The organism is Streptomyces sp. FXJ1.172 (assembly GCF_001636945.3).
Classification (GTDB): Bacteria; Actinomycetota; Actinomycetes; order Streptomycetales; family Streptomycetaceae; genus Streptomyces.
In genome coordinates, this window is the sequence record NZ_CP119133.2 from 1,833,998 (window position 1) to 1,855,323 (window position 21,326).

A 21,326-nucleotide genomic window follows, 5' to 3' on the forward strand; every position below is an offset into this window, starting at 1 on the left:
CAGGCCGACGCGACCCGGCAGGGCATTCCCGCCAGGCGGACACCCGTGACGTGGCTGCGGGCCTTCGGGGAGGTCGTGCGATCTGGGCTCACGATCGAGGAGACGCGGCTGGAGCCCCTGCTCGCGCTGCGCACGGCCGCTGGGGTGGCGATCGTCATCGGGCCGGCGCTGTGGCTGGTCTCCCCTGCGTATGCCGCGTCCGCCGCCCTCGGCGCCTACTCCGCGGGTGGGGCCACCTTCCAGCGCAGCTGGCGTCCGCGCAAGGTGGTCGCGCTCGGCGCGGGCGCGGGTCTGGCGCTCAGCACCTTCGTGGGCTACCTGGCGGCGGGGCGACTCGTGACGTTCCTGCCGCTGCTGGCCGTATGGGCCTTTGCCGCGGGCATGGCGTGGGCCGTCGGATCGACCGCTGGGATCGTCGCAGCGACGACCGTGGGCAGCATGCTGGTGACCGTCACCTTGCCCACGAGCATCGGTCGCGCCCTGGAGCACGCCGGGGTCATCGCACTCGGGGGCGTGACGCAGGCCGTGCTGATCTTGCTGTTCCCGATCCGGCGTTGGGGAGCGCATCGTGACGCGCTCGCCGACGCCCTGGCCGCCGTGGCGGACTACGCCCGCCGATTGCGGCACGACCCGACCGCCCCGTTCGACCCGGAGCCGTTGATGACGGCCCGGGACGCGGCTGCCGTGACGCCGTCACAGGCCCGCACCCGTCCCCCCGTCCTGCACGGCCCCCGGGGACTCGCCGAGCGCATTCGGCCGGTCGTCGCCGCGCTCGCCGACCCGGACGTCGGCGCCCCGGCGGAGGGACCCGGGCGGGACCGCGCGCGGGAGTTGCTCGACGCGGCAGCCGACGTTCTGGATGCGGCCGCCCGTTCGATCCGCCGCGGCACCCCCGCCGAGGTGCGGCCCGGGAGCATGGACGTCCTGTGCGTCGACGAGGAGCACGAGGTGCTGGAGGGCCCCGCGCGGCAAGCCGCCGAACGGCTCGTGGAACTGCTCGGCGAGGCGTTGGAGATCGCCGGGAGCGGCTGCGCGCGCGGGAGGACGCCCATGCCGCCCGGCCTCGCCGGCGCCCAGTTCCTGGTGCGGCCGACAATGCTCCGGCTGGTCCCGGTCGTCGTACGGGCGGTCCGCCGTGAGTTCCGCCGGGACTCGCCGGTGTTCCGGCACGCCGTCCGCCTGGCGGCGGTGGCCACGCTCGGCTATCTGATCGCCGCCCGGCTCCCACTGGGCCACGGCTACTGGGCGCCCATCGCCTCGGTGATGGTGATGCGGCCGGACTTCCACCGGACGTACGCGCGTGCAGTGGCCCGTCTCGCCGGGACCCTGGCGGGGGTCGCGCTCGCCACTGGGATGGTGCGGGCCCTGGGCCCGGACGCCCATGTGTCCGGCGCGCTGGCGGTGGTCTCGGCGGGCCTGTCGTACACGCTGAACCGTACCGGCTACGCCTACTCCCAGTGCTTCACCGCCGCGTACGTCGTCTTCCTGCTCGGCATGGGCGGCCAGGCATGGGAGCAGACGGTCCCGGAGCGGGTGGTGCTCACCCTGCTCGGCGGGGCCCTGGCGATGCTGGCGTACGTGGTGTTCCCCGCATGGGAGACACCCCGGCTGCCGGGCCGGCTCGCGGACTGGCTCGCCGCCAACGGCCGCTACGCGGCCGCGGTGCTCCGCGACTACGCCGAACCGACCCGGGAGCATCACGCCGGCATGCGCAGGGCACTGCTGGAGAGCAGGGAGGCACGTGCCGCCTGGCAGGAGGCATACGACCGGGCAAGGCAGGAACCGGTCCGCCCCAGGGGTCTGACGTCGCGCGAGGCGCAGGAGGCGCAGGAGGCGCTCAAGGGGTTCGGCCGGGCAGCGATGCTCATGGAGAGCAACGTCCCGCGGACCGACAGCCGTTTCGTCCCCGAGGCGGAGCGATTCGCCGAGGCCCTGGAGACGGACACCGCGAAGGCAGCAATGGCCGTGCGCGAGCACAGGAATCCGGACTGGGGACGCGTGGAGGAGGCGCTCCACGCGTGGGAGGACGCCGCCGGCAATGGGAGCCCGGTCGTGCGGCGCGAGGCGGAACTGCAAAAACGGGCCTTGGAAGACCTCGCGACAGCCGTGAGCCGCACACCCCTGGAACGGGACGTCGGCTCTGCTCGCGAGGAGCAGCGGGTGCGGGCGGCCCTGGCTGCGGAAGGTAACGGAGCGGGGCCCGCGCACCGGGGTGGATGACGGCGCCGACGACGGAGGGCGCTGCGCCTGCTGGAACGGGAAATAGTCTCCGGCCGCGTCCAGACTGCGGCGTCGGCGGGCCGCAGAGTGACAGTGGGCAGCTTCGCGGCGCGGTCCGAGCAACTGGACCTCGGCGATCTGCAGTTGCTTCGGCTTCGAACCCGATCGCCGACTGCGCACCTTCGCCAGCACGGTGCTCAGTGTGGTGGCCCACCCCGGCGGTGCACTGGACTCCCTCGCCCCGTCCCGCCCGCAGGTCAGCGTGACAACCCCTGGGAGCGGCTGCGCGCCTTGCCCGCCGCGCTCCTGGTGCAGGCCAAGGACGCCGGAGCATGACCCATCATCCGTGCCGTCCTCGCCCCGGGGGTGCAGGGAGGGCAGCTGTGGGGGCCGAGGGTCTTCGGCCTGCGCGGCAGACCACGGTGTGAGCCCGTCCCTTCTCACATGGCCGACCCGGCCGTCGCCTCTCGCCTGTCGCCAGCGGTGAGCTGGCCGGCACCGATCCGAACCTCGGATCTCGGTAGTCCGGAGCCGCACCCAGTACAACCATCCGACGGCCAACTGCCATGGTTCAACCCGGCGTGGCGGATCGCTCAGTCACAACCAGGTGCCTGCAGGTAGTCGTTGATGCCAACCCATGATCATGACGATCTCGAGCGCGAGATCTTCGTCGGCGACGATCAGTGCCTTCTTCACGTAGGCGAGGGACGGGATGACCACCTTCTCGCGGACATTCTCAGGTTCCTGGACGCCCTTCACAGGGTCATCCGCCATGGCCCCCTTGCCATAGGCATCGCGCAGGATGGCCTTGAGGGTGCGGAAGATGTTCACCTGGTTTCCGCGACCGATCCCGTCCGTCTCCAGCTCGTCCAGGAAGCGCTCTCCCAGGACAGGCGTGACGGAATACAGCTTGCGATCCGAGGCGGGGGATGATGTGCACGTTGATGGAGCTGTCCACGTACCACCCCGTGGAGTATTCGGTCATTGTGCGCTGCCGGGGCCGCCACTGCTCCGCGTATTCCGCGACCGTCTGCCGGCCGAGTTCGCGGCGGACCTCGGCTACTGATGGCGCCGTCTTCCTTTTCTCCGCGTAGATCTGCGTGAGGCGCTCGATCGCGTCGTCTTGCGTGCTGTAGCCGGCCTCCTCACGCTGCCTGCCGAGAGCCTCCCGGAACCGGATCGTGTACGAGTGCGGGCAACGGGACGGTCTCGAACAACCGCATTCCTTGAAGAACGACCCCATCCCACGGGCAAGTTTTCGAGCCACGCATCTAGCCTTCCGAGCGGGCGCCGGGCGGCACAGCAGGCCCCTGGTAGCCGCAAGTCAGCAACGCGGGACACCGCCCGGTCCAATGCTGACCTTTTGCTGACTCGGACGCCGCGATCAGGGCCCCACCTGCTGAAACACCCAAACGCTAGATCTTGGACTTGAACATGGTACGAAGCACGAAGAAGCTCCCGGTTTGTCTGCTCCCTGCCTGCTTCTTGCAGGTCAAGGGCGGTCTTCACCGTACACGGGCACGCTGTCGATGAGCTGAAGCGAAGCGGCTTGGCGGAGAACCTGCAGATCGTGTCCCTGCGCCGGAAATCGGCACAGGAGCAGAAAGGCCGCCCCTTCTCCCACGTCTGTCATGCGGGGTGCTCCGCGTGTTTCACGGAGGTGTGGCCGGCGGTGCGCGACCATACGGACGCGGCACACACATTTCCCAGCCGGTGGGCGCCATGCGCGCTGATTGCGTGGGCCGACGTACTCGGCACCAGCAAAGCCGACGACGTCAAGAGCGGCGGCCGGCAGAAGGACACCGAGACAGGAAGAGGTCGGGCATGTCCGGCAGTGAAAGCGAGAATCCAGTAATCCCGTCACCGACGCCCACGCCAACTCGGCGGCCCAGGACGAACCGGGACTGGTGGCCGAATCAACTGGACCTTCAGGTTCTCCAGCAGCACTCGCCCCGGTCCCACCCGATGGACGAGGACTTCGACTACGCGAAGGAGTTCGCGACCCTCGACGTCGACGCGCTGAAGCGTGACGTCTTCGAGGTGATGACGGCATCCCAGGACTGGTGGCCTGCCGACTACGGTCACTACGGGCCGCTCTTCATCCGGATGAGCTGGCATGCCGCGGGAACGTACCGCATCGCGGACGGCCGCGGCGGTGCCGGCAGGGGCGCACAGCGCTTCGCCCCCCTCAACAGCTGGCCGGACAACGCGAGCCTGGACAAGGCGCGCCGTCTGCTGTGGCCGGTCAAACAGAAGTACGGCCAAAAAATCTCCTGGGCCGATCTTCTGGTATTCGCCGGAAACTGCGCCATGGAATCCATGGGGTTCAAGACGTTCGGGTTCGGTTTCGGACGAGAGGACATCTGGGAACCCGAGGAGATCTTCTGGGGTCCCGAGGACACATGGCTCGGAGATGAGCGCTACAGCGGCGACAGGGAACTCACCGGTCCTTTCGCCGCCGTGCAGATGGGACTGATCTACGTCAATCCCGAGGGGCCCAACGGAAACCCGGACCCGCTGGCGGCCGCCGGGGACATCCGGGAGACGTTCGGGCGCATGGCGATGAATGACGAGGAGACGGTCGCGCTCATCGTCGGCGGCCACACCTTCGGCAAGTGTCATGGCGCGGTCGACGCCAGTTATATCGGCCCGGAACCGGAGGCCGCCGCCATCGAGCAGCAGGGCCTCGGCTGGCGGAACACCTACGGCAGCGGCACGGGCCCCCACGCGCTCACCAGTGGCCTGGAGGGCGCATGGACCACCGAGCCGACCAAGTGGGACAACGGGTACCTGGACAATCTTTACGGGTACGAGTGGGAGCTGACTAGCAGCCCCGCCGGTGCCCACCAGTGGACTCCCTCGGATCCCGCGGCCAGGAACACCGTACGCGACGCCCATGATCCGTCGAAGCGGCACGCTCCCATGATGCTGACGACGGATCTCGCGCTGAAGGTGGACCCGGTCTACGGCCCGATCACGAAGAGGTTCCACGAGAACCCGGACGAACTCGCGGTGGCGTTCGCCAAGGCGTGGTACAAACTGCTGCACCGCGACATGGGACCCCTCTCGCGCTACCTCGGCCCGTGGATTCCCGAGCCGCAGCTGTGGCAGGACCCCGTTCCCGACGTCGATCACGAACTGGTCGGGGACGAGGACGTCGCTGCCCTCAAGGGCAGGATCCTCGCCTCGGGCCTTTCCGTCCCCCAACTGGTCACCACCGCCTGGGCGTCGGCGGCGAGCTTCCGCGGCACCGACAAGCGCGGCGGGGCGAACGGGGCACGGATCCGGCTCGCGCCGCAGAAGGACTGGGAACTCAACGACCTCCCCGAGGTGACCGAGGTACTGCGCACGCTCGAGGGGATCCAGGAGGACTTCAACCGCTCCCAGGCCGGCGGAACGCGGGTCTCCCTCGCCGACCTCATCGTCCTCGGCGGGTGCGCGGCCGTCGAGCAGGCCGCGAGGGACGCCGGGTACGACGTCACGGTTCCGTTCGCACCGGGGCGAACGGACGCCTCGCAGGAGCAGACCGACGCGGCGTCGTTCGCCGTGCTGGAGCCCAAGGCGGATGCCTTCCGCAACTACCTTCCGGCGGGCGAGAAGCTGTCGCCGGAGACCCTCATGCTGGACCGCGCCAACCTGCTGACGCTGACCGTCCCCGAGATGACGGTGCTGATCGGCGGCATGCGGGCCCTGAACACCGGCTTCAAGGGATCCGGCCACGGTGTCTTCACCCACCGGCCGGGAATCCTGACCAACGACTTCTTCGTCAACCTGCTCGACATGGGCACGGAGTGGAAGGTGTCGGCCACGGACGAGAACGTGTTCGAAGGCCGGGATCGCGCCACCGGCGAGGTCAAGTGGACCGCCACCGCCGTCGACCTGATCTTCGGTGCGCACTCCCAGCTCCGGGCCGTCTCGGAGGTCTACGCGTCCCAGGACGCGGGAGAGAAGTTCGTACGTGACTTCGTGGCGGCGTGGAACAAGGTGATGAATCTCGACCGGTTCGACCTCGCCTGAGCCCGACGTCCCGGTCCGCCGTCGTCGGCCGCCCGGGACGTGCCGCGGTGTGGCACTCTGCCGCCGTCATTGCCTGCCCGGGGCGGGCCGGGTCGACGCCGAGTCGTCACCCGGCCACCGGGACCACGGTGGGTTCCACCGTGGCACTCATGAGCAACGCGCCGAGGCTGCAGCCGACCGCGACGGCCCATGTGCGGATGGGCGCGGTGGGCTTCGTGGCATCCCCGTTCAACGCGGTCCCGTGTCGCCGCTTGTCAGTCCCGAAGACCGCCGAGCGCGCGCAGGGCGCTCAGGCTGGGCAGGAAGCAGTACTCACCGCCCCTGGTGACGACGAACCGGGGCAGTGGGGCAAGGCGTCGTCGCACCGGCCGCCGGGGAACGGTGAAACCGGTCGAGCCGTCCTGGGAGCCGGTGACGGGGTCCTTGCCGTCACCTCCGCCGAAGAAGACGCTGTCGTTCAGCCACTCGGACTGGACGAACTCGAACTGCCGCCCCAGGTGTGCGCCGATGAACGCGAACATCAGGCCGCGGTCCACGCCGTCGTCCTCCAGCGCCCCGTCCGGCAGGGGCGGACCGTAGACGGCGCCGCGTCTGATCATGCGGTGCAGGCGCACCTCCCCCGCCACGGCGGCGTCGCGGGGGTTGGCCCGGCGGATGTGGCAGCCGCCGGGAGTGCTGAAGCCGATCGGGTCGTCCCGCTGGTACAGGAAGGTGTTGCGCCGGTGCGGGTCGGCCCCGAGGGCCGGATCGTCCTGGTGGGGGGCGAGTGCGAGGGGAGCCCCGCTGCGCCAGCGCCCCATGATCTTCGCCGCGACGAGTTCCTGGTCTTCGGGCCCGGCGGAGTTGTCCTTCAGGTAGCGGCGGAACCGGGCGACGTCCTGGTGGAGTTTGCGGAAGACGGCGTAACTGCCGTTGCGCCCCAGCTCGGTGGGCTGCGGGGTCTGGATGCCTCCCAGTTCGTCGGGGTACCCGAGCACGAACTCCCCCGCTTTCAGAGGCACTTCGAGCGGGTTCGACCCGGCGATTCCGCTTCCCTCGACCGCGGGGTGACTGACACCGTCGCGATAGCCGAAATGCTCCCTCTCGGTGGGCAGCGCGTAACAGTCCTGCCGCCAGACCGCCGTCACGCCGGGGAGGCGGTCGTACACCGGGCGAGCACGGTCGATGGCCGCCTGCAGGCGCGGGGAGTCGGGGGCTACGGCGGTGAGCACCACGTGGACGCCGGGGGTGCCGAGCGGTGTTTCCCAGTGCTCCGGGGCACTGTCACCGACATCGCCGAGTGCTCGGGCACGGGCGGCCATGCCCTGCCGGAACTCCCAGGCGAACGTGTCCAGCGATGCGGCCGGGACGCCGAGGGCCTTGAGACCGTGACAGGTCAGGGCGGCGCTGACCCAGGTGTCCCCGAGAGCACCGGCAGGGTCGGCGGCGGAGGTCACCGCCGCGCTGACGCGCCGCATCAGCTCCCGCCCCTGTTCCCGGTCGTCGATCCGGAAGGCCAGGTAGGCGGCCGCGTACGGGGTCGGCCGAGGGCTGAGGAGGCCGCGCTGGATGTCTTCCAGTTCCAGCTCGGCCTCCAGGGGCTCGTTCACGGGTGACCTCCTTGCGGGCCCTACTTCGAGACGAGGTTCCGCCAGAAGCTGCGCAGGCTCTCGTCACCCCCGAACAGGGAACTGAAGATCGTCGAGTCCGCCAGCAGCACATCGCCCGCCCGGTCCCCGCCCGGCGGCATCCACAGGAACATGTTGAACTCGGTGTTGCCGGCCTCGGTGAACGGATGCGGCCTGGACATGTCGATCGGCTGCCTCGCCAGCACATGGATGCCGTCCGCTTCGCCGGCCGTCACCTCGTAGTGCGGCAGATGCATGTGGAAGTTGAAGTTCGTCACCCCGTCCAGCCACCCTCGGGCGTCCAGATCGCGAACCGTGGACAGCGGGGCGATCCTGCCGTCCTCGCCGGTCGCGGGACGCAGTCCGTAACGGTTCACCACCGGCACACCCAAACCCTTCATCAGGTCCCTGACGTAGGTGGCGAACCGCTGCCGGCGAGGCACCAGCAGGTCGCCGTGGTGGAGGTACTCCATCTCCCGTTCGGCGAGATCCTCCGACGCACCGACGTCGTGGTGGGGGCCGAGCACCAGGCGGACGTTCTCGCGGGCGAGGAAGGCCCGGAGCGCCTCGATCTCGTCCTGCCGGGCGTCCTGCTCGGTGATCATGTGGTCCAGCCCGAAGACGAACAGGACATCGGTGTCCGCCAGGACCCGCTCGTCCAGCAGGGTGGGGAAGCCGGCCTGGTCGATGCGCTGGTACACCGGAACCGGATGCCCCGTGGTCTCCTCGACGAAGTCCTGGAACGGCACCCAGGCCCAGAAGAACAGCTCCAGCGACCCGGCGATGCCCTGCTGGAACCGATAGGGGTCGGACCATTTCGGGTCCTCGTAGGCAGGCCACGCCACCCGCCTGACCTCGGTCATCGTCGAGAAGCGGTCGTCCAGCTCCGTCGCGTGCCTGCCCGCCTCGGCCGGATAGCTCCACGAGACGTAGATGCTCACCCGTTTCCCGCCGGGGGTGTACGCACGGGGGATGTGCCGCTGGTTGTAGGTGCGCGCGGTCCTGACCTCGCTCATGTCGCGCCCCTCACTGCAACTGGTCGAGCATCTCCGACAGGGCGCCCTTGATCCGCAGGGCCTTCTTGACCTCGTCGGCCGTCACGTACGGGTACTCCCCGTACTCGATGAAGCTCGGACAGTGGTGCTCGCGCACGTACCGGACGAACGCCTCGGGATTGGTCCGCCAGTCCTCGGGAAACCCTTCGAGGTTCTCGAAGACGGTGCTCACGCCGGCCTTCGTGAAGAGCGCGACCGCGTCCTCGGTGTACTTGTCGAAGTCGGTGTCGAAGATGCCCTGGTACATGAAGCGCGTGTCGTCGTCGAAGAGAACCCAGCGAAGGTAGTGCAGCTTCAGCGGAGCCAGCAGGTACGGATCTGCCTCCAACGCCTCGACCAGCGTCCGGCCGTGGGCACGCACCGCGTCGGCCCGGCCCGGTTTGATCCGGGCAATGACCGTGAACCCGTAGCAGGCCGGGGTCCTCGGAAAGACGGGGCCGTACTTCCCCTGCTCAAGATGGTCGGTGTCCTTGGGGATGGCGACCATCTGCGGCTTGATTTCCATACCCGCTCCTCCCGCCGTCCGGGACACGGTCATCGTCCCACCGGCTCACCGGTTCCGCCCGCGCAGCGCAGCCGGACCGACAACGCCGGGGGTTCCGTCAGGCCTGCGCGCGGGCCGGCCGTGCGCCGGCGACCGCCCGGCGGGCCACCGTGACCAGTTCCGCCGCCGGGCCCACGAGGCGCCGCCCGGTCGGCCAGACCGCGCGCAGGTCGCGGGTGAGGTCGACGCCCGTGACGGGGACACCGATCAGCCGGCCTTCCGCGATGTCCCCGCGGACCGCCAGCTCGCTCAGGACGGACGGTCCGGTGCCGGCGATCACCGCGCCGCGCACGGCGGCCGTCGAGCCGAGTTCCACCAGGGGCCGGACGCGTTCACAGCCGGCCAGGTGCAGGGCCCGGTCCAGGGTCTGCCGCGTTCCGGAACCGCTCTCCCGCAGCACCAGCGGCGCCCGCGACAGCTCCTGCGCCGACAGCGGCTCGCGTCGCCGCGCCCACGGGTGAGCGGGGTCGGCCACGACGACGAGCCGGTCCTCGGCCACCTGCCGCGTGGACATCACGCGGGACAGGCGCGGCCCTTCGATGAACCCGATGTCGGCCTCGCCCGACTCCACCAGCTCGGGCACATGCTCACTGTTGGTCACCTGCAGCCCGATGTACAGCTCCGGTCGGCGAGCGCGCAGCTCGCTGATCCAGGCCGGCAGCAGGTACTCCGCGATGGTCAGGCTCGCCGCGACGCGCAGTTCGGCCTCCCGCCGGTCGCGCAGCTTGTCCGCTGAGGCGAGCAGCTCGTCCAGCTCGTCCAGGACCCGCCGGGCGTGTGCGGTTACGGTCTGCCCGGCCAGCGTCAGCCGGGACCCGCGACGGGTCCGGTCGACCAGCACCAGTCCCAGCCCGCGCTCCAGCGTGGACAGCCGGCGGCTGGCGGACGGCTGGGAGATCCGCAGCCGCTCGGCAGCCCGGCCCAGGCTCCCCAGGTCGGCCACGAGGACGAGAAGCCGCAGCGACTCCAGGTCGGGCGTGCGCGAGGGGAGGCAGACGGTACGGGGATCGGGCACGGAGGGCTCTGTCACAGCCCCAGCGTATGAGTCAGCCATACGTTTGGGCTATGACCTCCTGTCCGATCAGGGGCTACAGGGCCGGCAGGGCGCCGACCACAGTGGTGATCATGAAGGACGCCAGCCTCTCCCGGTCAGGGACCACCCGCCCACCCGGCCCCGCCCTCGCCCGCGGCACCGCCCTCGCCGCCCGGCTCCGTGGCTCTGCCGCCCGGCTGCCCGGACTGTCCCTGGCCGTCGGTGTCGCCCTCGTCGCGACCGCACTGGGGCGGCTGGTCCCCGTCGTCGGCGGCCCGGTGAGCGCGATCGTGCTCGGGGTGCTGGTGGCGATCGTGGTACGGCCCGGGGACCGGATGCGGCCCGGCATCACCTTCGCCGGGCGCGCGGTGCTCCAGGCGGCGGTGGTCGTCCTCGGCGCGCAGTTGTCCCTGGGCCAGGTGCTGCGGGTCGGTGCCGGCTCGCTGCCGGTGATGACCGCGACCCTCGCGGTCTGCCTGGCGGCGGCGTACGGGATCGGACGCCGGCTGGGTGTCGTCCGCGACCTGCGCACCCTGATCGGTGTGGGCACCGGCATCTGCGGCGCCTCCGCGATCGCCGCGGTCACACCGGTCATCGGCGCGGCCGAGGCGGAGGTGGCCTACGCCGTCTCCACGATCTTCGTCTTCAATGTCGCCGCGGTGCTGACCTTCCCCGCACTCGGACATCTGCTGGGCATGGGCCAGCACGCCTTCGGCCTGTTCGCCGGCACCGCGGTCAACGACATGTCGTCGGTGGTCGCCGCCGCCACCACGTACGGCGGCCCGGCGGCCGACTACGCGGTGGTGGTCAAGCTGGCCCGCACGCTGCTGATCATCCCCGTCTGCCTGGGACTCGCCGCCCTCGCCCGCCGCCGCGCGCGGACCGCGGACGTGCCGGACCACACCGGTGCACCGGGCGGCCGGCCCGGCCCGGTGCACGTCGGCCGGCTGGTGCCGTGGTTCCTCGTCGGCTTCCTCGCGCTGGCGGCCGTGAACACGGCCGGCCTCGTCCCGTCCGCCGCCCACGGCCCGCTCAGCACACTCGCCGTCTTCCTGATCACCGTCGCCCTGTCCGCGATCGGCCTGTCCACCGAACCTGCCAGGCTGCGCCGGACCGGTCCCGCGCCCCTGCTGCTCGGTGGCTGCCTGTGGCTGGTGGTGTCCGCGACGAGCCTGGCCCTCCAGTTCCTGACCGGGCACCTGTGACCGCTGCGGTTCAGCGGTAGTAGGTCTCCAGTTCGGCGATCGAGGTGAAGGTCTGTGTTCCGCCGCTGCCGCCGATGACGCGTACGCCGTCGCCGGTCGTGGCGTCGAAGCGGGCCCCACGGGGTGGGCGCCTCGTAGAACTCGTAGGTGTACTCCGTCCAGGACGTGTAGATGTAGCGGTTCAACGGCTTGTCGTAGACGACTCCGCCCTGGCTGATCACGCTCAGGTCGCTGGGCCGGCCGGCGGTTCCCACGTTCTGGTAGACGCGGTGGTCGTCGTGGAGCACGGAGACCCTCTGGTCGATGTCGGAGGTCCATACGGGTGTGCCGTTGCCGTCACCGGCGTAGAACTGCCAGGCGCTGCGGTCCTGGACGGACGTGGCGGGTACGCGTGCCAGGTAGAGGTCGGCCGGGTCCGGGGCGGGGCTGTAGGTGTCGCGCCAGTTGTAGTCCAGGCCGTAGGCGTAGACGTATCCGTCGGGGCTGTTCGCGTTGTCCTTGCCGTAGTCCAGGAACATGATCGTCGTGAACTTCTGGTCCGAGAACATCGGTGCGGTCCTGTCGGACGTCCAAGTGGCGCCCTTGTCCGCCGACTTCACGATCGTCGCGCTGGGCGCGCTGTCCAGGGTGCCCTGCCTGAGGTCCTGGACGGCGAGGTACAGGTCGCCGTTCACGCAGACCATGCCACGTCTCCGCACAGGTGCACCTCGACGCCCAGTTCGGCGAAGAGTGCGGCCTTCGCGCGCAGCGCCTTGTCGGCGGTCTCCGCGTCGGGGGCGTAGGCCACGTTCAGGTGGTTGGCGCGGTGGCGGGCCATGAACTGGTCGCGGGTGACGCCGTGCAGGACGGCGTGCATGATCGGCCACTGCGGGGTGGTGGCGTCGAGCCTGCGCCGGGTCTCCGCCTCGGGCAGTTCGATCGAGGTGGCGCGGCCGAGGTCGGCATGCAGCCGGCCGTCCATCAGGAACACGCGCGACCAGACGATCTCGCCCGGCTTGGAGACACCGCTGAGGGTGCCGCCGCCGAGCGGGAAGTACATCGGGGGCTGACGCATGCTGTACGACTTGTGGTAGCCGCCGTTGTGGGAGGCGGGCACCGAGCCGGAGATCTCGAAGACCCAGACGAACCGGCCCTCGTACTCCTCGCCCCAGCGGATGTCGTGCAGCGTGGTGGCCGGGTCGAGGCCCATCGCCGTCCAGATCCGGTTGGTGATCAGGGAGTCGACGGCCACGCCCTCGTCCACCTCGTTGAAGTGCGGCAGCGCGGCGCCCGGGTAGAGTTCGCGGGCGCCGTCGCGGCTGCGTACCGGCGGGCGCTGGACGTTGTTGAGCAGGCCCTCGGCGAGGTCGCTGGCCGGGACGGTGTCCTTGAGGCCCTGCTGGTACTGGATGCCGACCGCGTCGAGCCCGAAGTCGTCGGCGATGCGCAGGGCGGCTATGTACATCTTGAACTGGCTGAGCAGTTGCGCGTCGGTGAGTTCGGTGGCCTCGTCGGTGCCGGTGTGGAAGGTCAGGCCGGCATGGTCGAGCCAGGCGCGCACGGCCCGGGCCTCTTCGTCGGAGACCTTCTGCATCTCGGCGACGAGGGCGCTCTGCGACAGCCGCTCCTTGTAGATGCCGAGCGGGTTGAGGAACTCGTCGTCGATGATGGCGTTGTACATGCCCATGCAGCCCTCGTCGAAGACGCCGATGACGGCCTTCTCCTCGCGCAGCTGCCGGGCGAGGGCGACGCCCAGTTCGGTCTCGGGGTCCTTCGGCAGCGGGGGCAGGGGCCTGACGTGGCTGGTGTCGTGGGTGAGGGTGCCCGTCTCCAGCCAGGTGCGCAGGCCTTCGCGGGCCCAGTCGTCGGTGAAGTCGGGGCTCCACAGGACGGAGTAGTCGCGCCCCGCCTTGGTGAGGCTGCCGGCGAGGTTCAACAGACCGACCAGGCCCGGGAATTCACCGCTCCAGTTGGCGACGACGAGGATCGGGCCCCGGTGGCTGCGCAGGCCGGCCAGGACGTGGTGGCTGTACTGCCAGACGCCCTCGACGACGATCAGCGGGGCGTCGCTGGGCAGGTTTTTGAACACCTCGATCCCGGCACGCTGGCTGTCGATGAAGCCGTGTCCCTTGGTCTCGTCGACGGCGTGGCCGCGGCGGATCTGCCGGCCGAGTTCGGTGAGGGCCGCGGTGAGGTCGTTCTCCAGCTTCTCCTGAGTGGGCCAGCAGGTGACATTGGCTGCGGGGCGCAGGTCGCCGCTGGCCACCGTGTAGACGGTGTTCGGTTCGGCGGCGGGTCGCTGGTGCGGCTCCGGCAGGGTGTACGCGGTCATGCGGTCTCCGGTGGTTGTGCGTGCGGTCCCGGCATGCGATCTGCGGGTCGCGCGGTCGGTCTGGTGGTGGGGGCCGTCTGCGGCGGCGAGGTCGGCGGGACGCAGTTGGCAGGCAGGCGGTGGCGGACAGGAGCCGGCCGGACTCAACCGGCAGGCACGGGGCGGCGGACACAAACCGGCCGGAGGCAACCGGCGGGCACGGGGCGGCTGCCGGCGGGCAGCCGGGAGACGCCCTCGCAGGTGCGCGGCAGGCTGAGGTCAGCGCTCCTGGAGTGCCGCCAGGGCGTGGACGGTCTGCGTCGTCTGCGGGTACAGCCGCCGGTAGAGGGTGTACAACTCGTCGTAGCGAGCGGCGTTTTCGGGGCGGGGCATCACCGTTTCGCGCACCGGGTTCCAGTCGTCGACGCAGGCGTCGCCGACGAGCTGGGCGGCGAGCAGCGCCCCGCCGTAGGCGGCGCCGATGGTGATGGTGCGCAGTTCCTGCGGGCGGCCGGTGATGTCGGAGACGATCTGGGTCCACAGGGAGCCCTGGGTGCCGCCGCCGACGGCGACCACGCGGCGGATGTCGCCGCCGGCCGCCTCGATGACCTCGACGTTGTGCCGGATGCCGAAACCGGTGGCTTCGAGTGCGGCCCGGTAGAGATCGCCGCGGGTGTGGGAGAGAGTCAGGCCGGCGATCACCCCGCGGGCGTCCGGATCCATGATCGGGGTGCGCTCGCCGGAGAAGTACGGGAGCATCAGCAGGCCGTTCGCGCCGGGGGCCGACTCGCCGGCCAGCCGGGTGAGTTCGGCGTGGTCGGTGCCCGCGAACAGGTCGCGCAGCCAGGTGGTGACCGCTCCGGAGGTGGCCATGCCGCCCGCCAGATTGCGGGTCCCGGGCAGCGCGCCGACCGTGCCCCACAGGGACGGGCTGGTCAGGGGCTTGGGCACGGTGTGGATGAGAAACATGGTCGTGCCATACATGAGCATCAGGTCACCGGTGTGCTGGGCACCCACGCTCAGCGCCTCGGCCCAGGCGTCGATGGTGCCGGGGATGCCGGCGGGCAGGCCGGTCTCCCGGGCGGCCTCGGCGGTGAGGGTGCCCGCCGCCTCGCCGGACCAGCGCAGCGGTGGCAGGTCGATGCCGGGGGCGACCTCGGCGGCCCAGGGGGCGTACCACTCGCCCGCGAGCGTGTCGTACAGCGGGGTGCACTGGCTGGCCGAGTGGTGGTCCAGGACGTAGGCCCCGGTGAGCTTCCTGACCAGCCAGGAGCTGGGCATGTAGAGGCGGCGGGCGCGGGCGTAGAGGCCGGGTTCCTCGTCCGCGATCCAGGCGATCTTCGGCCCGGCGGCCTGGGTGGTCAGGGCGGAGCCGCCGCGGCGCATGATCTCCTCGGCACCGAGCCGGGCCTCGATGCGCTCGATCTGGCGGACCGAGCGGGTGTCCACGCCGTAGAGGACGGCGGGACGCAGCGGGGTGTCGTGCTCGTCGGTGAGCAGGACGCAGGGGCCCATACCGCTCACCCCGACGGCGGTCACGGTGGTGTCGTCCGCGGCGGTCAGCTCCCGGGCGAGTCCGCGGCCGTGCCGGGCGGCGCCGCGGCCACCGTGGGCGCAGGCGGGTCACGGGGGCGGCGGGGCCTGGATGCCGGGACGGAACTTGGGGACGTGGAGCGTGATCTTCGTGCCCGCGCCGACGCCCGTCTCGATGACGAGGCCGTGGTCGTCGCCGTAGACCTGGCGCAGCCGGCGGTCCACGTTGCGCAGGCCGATGCCGGTGGCCGGTCCGGCCGTGCCGCGCAGGATCGCGCGCAGGCGTTCCGGTTCCATGCCGACGCCGTTGTCCTCGACGACGACCCGGGCCTCGGTGCCCTCGTCCTCGGCGGTGATCGTGACGACGCTGCGCTCCACCGACTCCTCCAGGCCGTGCTTGAGGGCGTTCTCGACCAGGGGTTGCAGACAGAGGAACGGCAGCGTGACGGGCAGCACCTCGGGGGCGATGCGCAGGGTGACCTTCAGGCGGCGGCCGAAGCGGGCGCGGGCGAGTTCCAGGTACTGCTCGATGGAGCGCAACTCCTCGGCGAGGGTGGTGAAGTCGCCGTCGCGGCGGAAGGAGTAGCGGGTGAAGTCGGCGAACTCCTGGAGGAGTTCACGGGCGCGCTCGGGGTCCGTGCGCACGAACGAGGCGATGCTCGCGAGCGAGTTGTAGATGAAGTGCGGGGAGATCTGGGCGCGCAGGGCGCGGACCTCGGCCTCGTGGGCGCCGGCCCGGACCCGGTCGAGGCCGGCGAGGTCGAGGTCCAGCGAGAGTCTGCGGGCCGCCGCCTCGACGGCCCGTGTGTGGGCGGTGGACTCCGTTGTGGCGAACACGGCGAGGACGCCGGCGGGCCGCCCGTCGGCAGTGAGCGGGGCCAGGGCGCCCCAGCGCACGGGGCAGCCCTCGTCGTCGCAGGACAGCGGGAAGGTCCCGGTCCGGGGCAAGCCGGTGAGCCGGGCCGCGAGTTGCTCACGGTGGTGGTCGGCGGCACCGTCCCAGGCGAGGACGACGGCGGCGTCGGTGAGGGCGAGGGCGGGCGCGCCGAGCAGGGGGCGCAGCCGCCGCACCACCCTGCGGGCCGTGTCCGGGGTGAGCCCGGCGCGCAGCGGTGCCGCGGCGAGCGCGACGGTGTGCAGGGTGTGGACGAGGGTCCGGGCCCCGTCGGCGTCGACCGCGTGCTCGTGCTGCCGGCGCGCCGCATGGTGCCCGAGGGCGGCGCCGAGCACGAACAGCGCGAACCCGGCGAGGACGAGGGCGGCGCCGCCGAGGACGCTCATGGGCGGGCCCGGGTGTCGTGGTGCGCGGTGAGGCCGGTGGTGGACACGGTGGTGGCTCCTCGGTCAGGGGGTGGCCGGGCCCGGCCGGGTGCCCTCGGGCAGGTGGAGGCGGGCCATCGTGCCCGCGGTGCCGGGCGGGACGCGGTCGCGGGTGGCCAGGGAGGTCAGGATCATCGCCGCGAAGCCGGCCGGGACGGACCACACCGCGGGCCAGGCCAGCAGGGTGTGCGGCCAGCCGGAGTCGGCGCCGCCCGCGATGGTGGCCGCCACCGCGGCCAGCGCCGAGCCGCCGCCGAGGAGCAGCCCGGCGACGGCGCCCGGCGGGGTCAGGCCGCGCCACCAGATGCCGAGGACGAGCAGCGGGCAGAAGGACGAGGCCGCGACGGCGAAGGCCAGTCCGACCGCATCGGGATGCGCAGGCCGAGCGCGCCGACGAGGACCGTGGCGAGGACCACGGCCGTCACGCCCGCCATGCCGTACGTCTGGTTCACCGGGCGGCCCCGGCGGGGGAACGGCGCATGGTCAGGGGCGCTCCGCGGGGGCCGGGCCCGGCGGTCCGGCCTCGTTGCGCTCGGCGCGGCGGACGTACCAGGCGCCGATGGCGAGCAGCGCGGGGTACGGCGCCACGCCGAGCAGGAGCCAGACGGCGAGGGGGACGTGGGGCTGGGCGGTGGCGGACGGCAGCAGCCGCAGCACGACGGGGAGCAGGCCGATCGGGACCGCGAGGAGGGCCGTCGCGGTGAGCGCGGCACGGATCTGACGGTCCATCAACTCACTCACCATGGCGTCGGTTTCGGGTGCGTCCGGGCGGGGATCGGGGACGGCGCCGGGCGGTCGTCGGCGGGCGGGCCCGCGGTGACCACCTCTCTGCGAGGGACGGATTCGGCTCCCATGACGCGCTCCCCGAGGCCACGGTGATCACCTGGTGTGCGGCGAGTGTACGCAGCGTCGGACCGCGGCGGCAGCCGCCGGAGCAGAATCGCCACATGTCCGTCACCTCGGTCACCCGCGGACCGCTCCCGCCGCGTGCCGGGCCAGCAGGTCGCGCAGTTCCCGGGCGTTGCGCCGGCTCACGGCGAGGGTCCGGTCGCCGATCCGGACGGTCACGTTGCCGCCGTCCAGGCGGAGTTCCTCGATGCGGCCGAGGGCGACGAGCCGGCTGCGGTGGATGCGGACGAAGCCGCGGGCGCGCCACTGTTCCTCCAGCGTGGACAGCGGGATGCGCACCAGGTGGCTGCCGTGCCGGGTGTGCAGGCGGGCGTAGTCGCCCTGTGCCTCGACGTAGGTGATGTCGGCGACGGGCACGAAGCGGGTCACGCCGCCCAGTTCCACGGGGACGTGGTCGCCGGGGGCGGGGGCGGTCACCGGGGGGCCGGCGGGGCGGGGTCCCGCTCCGGCCGCGACCAGTTCGGCGACCCGGCGTACGGCCTCGGCGAAGCGCTCCTCGCGCAGGGGTTTGAGGAGGTAGTCGACGGCCTTGAGGTCGAAGGCGCGCACCGCGAAGCCGTCGTGGGCGGTGACGAAGACGATCAGCGGCGGTGCGGCGAAGCCGCCGAGCAGGCGGGCCAGTTCGAGACCGTCGAGTCCCGGCATGTGGATGTCGAGGAAGACCACGTCGACGGCCGGGGCGCCGTCCGGCCCGGCCTCCATGGCCCGCCCGAGGCGGCGCAGCGCCTCGGTGGCCGTGGGCGCGGGGATCACGGTGCCGACGCGCGGGTCCCGTCCGAGCAGGTACAGCAGCTCCTCGAGCGCGGGTTCCTCGTCGTCCACCGCCAGCACCCGCAAGGGGGCGTCGGTCGCGCTCATCTTCGCGGCTCCTCTCCTCCGGCCACCGATTGATGCATCAACTACCTATCGGTGCATGGTGGTCCTCCGGGCCGCCGCCGTCGAGATCGCGGGCGGGGTGTGCGGCGGCTCTCGCGCGGCGAGGACCGGTGCGCTCACTCCGGCAGCACCAGACGGGCCGTCTCGCCGGGCACCACCGGGATGACCTGGTCCCGCAGGCGGATACCGATGGGGGAACGGTCGGAGGCCGGTACGGCGACCTCCAGCAGGCCGCTGCGCAGGCGCAGATGCGCGCCCCAGTGGCCGTGGTAGCGGAACGGGAAGCCGTAGGAGGAGAGTTCGGGCAGCGGGACCGGGTCGAAGCTGAGGACGCCGCCCCGGGTCTCCAGGCCGGTCAGTCCGCGCTGGACGAGGTCGAGGGTGCCGGCCATCGCACCGAGGTGGATGCCCTCGCCGGTGGTGCCGCCCTGGAGGTCGGCGATGTCCCCGCGCAGCGCCTCCTGGACGAAGGCCCAGGCGTCCTCCCGGCGGGCGCGGGCCAGGATCCAGCCGTGGACCAGGCCGCTGAGCGTGGAGCCGTGGCTGGTGCGGTGCAGGTAGTGGTCCACCGTGGCGGTCCAGGTGTGCTCGTCGATCCGGTAGCCCAGCCGGCCGAAGAGCGCGCGGAGTTCGGGGGGCGAGAAGAGGTAGCCGAGCATCAGGACGTCGGCCTGCTTGGACGCCTTGTACCGGTTGACGGTGTCGCCCTCCGCCTCCAGGATCCGGTCCAGGCGCCGGATGTCGTCGTACCGCTTGCGGTAGTCGTCCCAGTCCAGCTCGGCAAGGTCGCCGTAGCCCTCGAACTGGCTGATCACCCCGTCGTGGAAGGGGACGTGGAGGGTGCGGGAGACCTCCTCCCAGCGGGCGGTCTCGTCCTGGGCCAGGCCGGCGCTCTCGGTGAGTTCGCGGCGGCGCGGCTCGGGCAGGGCGTTCAGCAGCTCGAGGGCGCGGGCGAGCACCCAGGCGGCGGTGACGTTGGTGTACGCGTTGTCGTCCAGGCCGGGTGCGGCCGCGCCGGGGTAGGCGTCGTGGTACTCGTCGGGGCCGACCACGCCCCGGATGCGGTGCCGGCCGAGGCCGGCGTCGTAGGTGGCCGAGTCCGCCCAGAAGCGGGCGATGTGCAGCAGCATCTCGGCGCCCTCGCCGTGCAGGAAGTCGGTGTCGCCGGTGGCCTCGTGGTACTGCCAGATGTTGTAGGCCACCGCCGAGCCGACGTGGTGCTGCAGATGGGAGTGGTCCGGCAGCCAGCGGCCGGAGCGGGGGTTGAGGTGCAGCCGCGGGGCCTCCTCGCGGCCGTCGCTGCCGCTCTGCCACGGGTAGAGCGCGCCGCGCCGGCCGAGTTCCTGTGCCGCGTGACGGGCGGCGTCAAGGCGCCGGTGCCGGTAGTGGAGCAGGGCGCGGGAGACCTCGGGCAGGTGGAGGTTGAGGTAGGGCAGGACGAAGAGTTCGTCCCAGAAGACGTGGCCGCGGTAGGCCTCGCCGTGCAGTCCGCGCGCGGGGACGCCGACGTCGAGGTCGGCGGTGTGCGGGGAGAGGGTCTGCAGCACATGGAAGAGGTGCAGGCGCAGGATGCTGCCCGCCTCGCCGGGGACCTCGAGTGCGGTGCGCCGCCACAGCTGCTCCCAGGCCCTCGCGTGCGTCTCGAGCAGTTCGTCGAAGCCGGGGGCGGCACAGGCGCGCTCGACGGCCGCGTGCAGGGGGTCGCCGATGGCGGGGTCGCGGGAGGTGTGCAGGGCGACGGTCTTGTCGACGGTGACGGTACGCCCGGGCAGCAGCGTGAGCCGCAGCTGCTGCACGGCGCGGTGGGCCTCGTTCGCGTGGGTGACGGGTGAGTCGGCGGTCAGCCGGTGGGCCAGTCCGAAGCGGATGTCGGAGGTGCGGGTACGGCACTGCAGCCACGCCGTGCCGGGTACGGCGGTGCCCGCGTGGAAGTGGGTGAGGTGCCGGCCGTCCAGGTCCCGGTAGCGGGCCACACCGCAGTTGGTGACCCTGCCGTCGAGCGCGGCCTCGGCCTCCAGGTCCATGCGGGGTCCCTCGACGGTGAACTCGGTGCGCAGGGCGGCGAGATGGGGGTCGGCCAGGTGGAGCAGGCGCAGCTGGCGTACGTGCAGCGTGCCGCCGCCGGGCAGGCCGTAGCCGGTGCGGCGCTCCAGCAGGCCCGGCTCGAGGTGGAGGACCTGGTGGTGCTCGGTGACGGGGGCGGTGTCCGGGGTGAGCCAGTCCCCGCCCGCGGGCCTGAAGCGCAGCGGCAGCCAGTTGGGCAGGTTGACCATGTCCTCGTTCTCGATCCGGCGTCCGGCGACCTCGGAGGTGAGCCGGTTGTAGCAGCCGGCCGCGTAGGTGCCCGGGTAGTGGACGTCGTCCGCGGTGCACTCGGGCAGGGCGCCGCGGGTGGCGAAGTATCCGTTGCCCAGCGTGCACAGGGACTCCCGCAGCCGCTCCTCCTCCGGCCGGTAGCCGTCGTACTCCCAGGCCGGTCCCGTCACCGCCACCCCTCGGACCGGGCCCCGCATTCGAACATGCGAACGGGCCGGGCCGTCGGGCCGCCCCGGCCGGGCGGGGACACGACGGCCCGGCCCCCCACCCGTCGGGCCCTGCCGGTATGCGGCTCCATGAGGAGATTGTGCAGGGGCGGGGCCCGGCGGTGTGGGACTGACTGGGCTGGACGGGGGACGGCGTCGGGGACGGCCGGCCAGGTCCGCCACGTCCGGCCGGCC

General features: G+C 71.7%; 15 protein-coding genes and 2 pseudogenes. 4 read left to right on the plus strand and 13 right to left on the minus strand.

The window, feature by feature from the left end; translation table 11 throughout:
- Window positions 1-45 precede the first annotated feature (45 nt).
- Together A6P39_RS08220 and A6P39_RS08225 are read left to right on the plus strand one after the other, a co-directional pair.
- Complete coding sequence (locus A6P39_RS08220; RefSeq protein ID WP_067043152.1) at window positions 46-2,220, plus strand: FUSC family protein; 2,175 nt, start codon at window positions 46-48, stop codon at window positions 2,218-2,220.
- Window positions 2,221-2,283: 63 nt separating this feature from the next.
- Window positions 2,284-2,744: pseudogene (locus A6P39_RS08225) on the plus strand (SDR family NAD(P)-dependent oxidoreductase); the annotation flags it as partial.
- A gap of 73 nt (window positions 2,745-2,817) precedes the next feature.
- On the opposite strand, the gene A6P39_RS08230 reads toward A6P39_RS08225, so the two are convergent.
- Complete coding sequence (locus A6P39_RS08230) at window positions 2,818-3,051, minus strand: hypothetical protein (protein WP_234378805.1); 234 nt, start codon at window positions 3,049-3,051, stop codon at window positions 2,818-2,820.
- A gap of 993 nt (window positions 3,052-4,044) precedes the next feature.
- Here A6P39_RS08230 and katG point away from each other — a divergent pair.
- Window positions 4,045-6,237, plus strand: a complete 2,193-nt coding sequence (katG, locus tag A6P39_RS08235) for a catalase/peroxidase HPI (protein ID WP_067043039.1) — start codon at window positions 4,045-4,047, stop codon at window positions 6,235-6,237.
- A 254-nt stretch (window positions 6,238-6,491) separates the two neighbouring features.
- On the opposite strand, the gene A6P39_RS08240 is transcribed toward katG, so the two are convergent.
- The 4 genes from A6P39_RS08240 to A6P39_RS08255 all read right to left on the minus strand — a co-directional run bounded on the left by A6P39_RS08240 (window position 6,492) and on the right by A6P39_RS08255 (window position 10,497).
- On the minus strand, window positions 6,492-7,826 hold the full coding sequence (locus A6P39_RS08240) for a Dyp-type peroxidase (protein ID WP_079133256.1): 1,335 nt from the start codon (window positions 7,824-7,826) through the stop codon (window positions 6,492-6,494).
- A gap of 20 nt (window positions 7,827-7,846) precedes the next feature.
- Entirely contained in the window at window positions 7,847-8,860 is a 1,014-nt protein-coding gene (locus A6P39_RS08245; RefSeq protein ID WP_079133255.1) for a hypothetical protein, read from the minus strand.
- Between the two features lie 10 nt (window positions 8,861-8,870).
- Window positions 8,871-9,404: a hypothetical protein gene (locus A6P39_RS08250; protein ID WP_067043037.1), complete on the minus strand. Its 534-nt coding sequence runs from the start codon at window positions 9,402-9,404 to the stop codon at window positions 8,871-8,873.
- 97 nt (window positions 9,405-9,501) lie between these two features.
- Entirely contained in the window at window positions 9,502-10,497 is a 996-nt protein-coding gene (locus tag A6P39_RS08255; protein WP_107304291.1) for a LysR substrate-binding domain-containing protein, read from the minus strand.
- 71 nt (window positions 10,498-10,568) lie between these two features.
- Between A6P39_RS08255 and A6P39_RS08260 the strand changes: the two genes are divergently transcribed.
- Window positions 10,569-11,681 (plus strand): YeiH family protein, encoded by a 1,113-nt coding sequence (locus A6P39_RS08260; RefSeq protein WP_067043143.1) that lies wholly within the window; start codon window positions 10,569-10,571, stop codon window positions 11,679-11,681.
- Between the two features lie 670 nt (window positions 11,682-12,351).
- Here the strand turns inward: A6P39_RS08260 and A6P39_RS08270 are convergent.
- The 8 genes and pseudogenes from A6P39_RS08270 to A6P39_RS08300 all read right to left on the minus strand — a co-directional run bounded on the left by A6P39_RS08270 (window position 12,352) and on the right by A6P39_RS08300 (window position 21,122).
- On the minus strand, window positions 12,352-13,992 hold the full coding sequence (locus A6P39_RS08270; protein ID WP_067043032.1) for a fucose isomerase: 1,641 nt from the start codon (window positions 13,990-13,992) through the stop codon (window positions 12,352-12,354).
- Between the two features lie 258 nt (window positions 13,993-14,250).
- On the minus strand, window positions 14,251-15,510 hold the full coding sequence (locus tag A6P39_RS08275; RefSeq protein ID WP_234378804.1) for an FGGY-family carbohydrate kinase: 1,260 nt from the start codon (window positions 15,508-15,510) through the stop codon (window positions 14,251-14,253).
- A gap of 84 nt (window positions 15,511-15,594) precedes the next feature.
- Complete coding sequence (locus A6P39_RS08280) at window positions 15,595-16,785, minus strand: sensor histidine kinase (RefSeq protein ID WP_275883832.1); 1,191 nt, start codon at window positions 16,783-16,785, stop codon at window positions 15,595-15,597.
- A 63-nt stretch (window positions 16,786-16,848) separates the two neighbouring features.
- A pseudogene (locus A6P39_RS08285) lies at window positions 16,849-17,193 on the minus strand (cation acetate symporter); the annotation flags it as partial.
- The gene (locus tag A6P39_RS45455) at window positions 17,112-17,276 is read right to left on the minus strand and encodes a hypothetical protein (protein WP_159396013.1); all 165 of its coding nucleotides are present in this window, start codon (window positions 17,274-17,276) and stop codon (window positions 17,112-17,114) included. The pseudogene A6P39_RS08285 and the gene A6P39_RS45455, both read right to left, overlap by 82 nt.
- Before the next feature lie 31 nt (window positions 17,277-17,307).
- Window positions 17,308-17,553: a hypothetical protein gene (locus tag A6P39_RS08290; RefSeq protein WP_067044836.1), complete on the minus strand. Its 246-nt coding sequence runs from the start codon at window positions 17,551-17,553 to the stop codon at window positions 17,308-17,310.
- A 234-nt stretch (window positions 17,554-17,787) separates the two neighbouring features.
- Window positions 17,788-18,591: a LytR/AlgR family response regulator transcription factor gene (locus A6P39_RS08295; RefSeq protein WP_067044839.1), complete on the minus strand. Its 804-nt coding sequence runs from the start codon at window positions 18,589-18,591 to the stop codon at window positions 17,788-17,790.
- A gap of 134 nt (window positions 18,592-18,725) precedes the next feature.
- Window positions 18,726-21,122: a glycoside hydrolase family 65 protein gene (locus A6P39_RS08300; RefSeq protein ID WP_275883833.1), complete on the minus strand. Its 2,397-nt coding sequence runs from the start codon at window positions 21,120-21,122 to the stop codon at window positions 18,726-18,728.
- Window positions 21,123-21,326 lie beyond the last annotated feature (204 nt).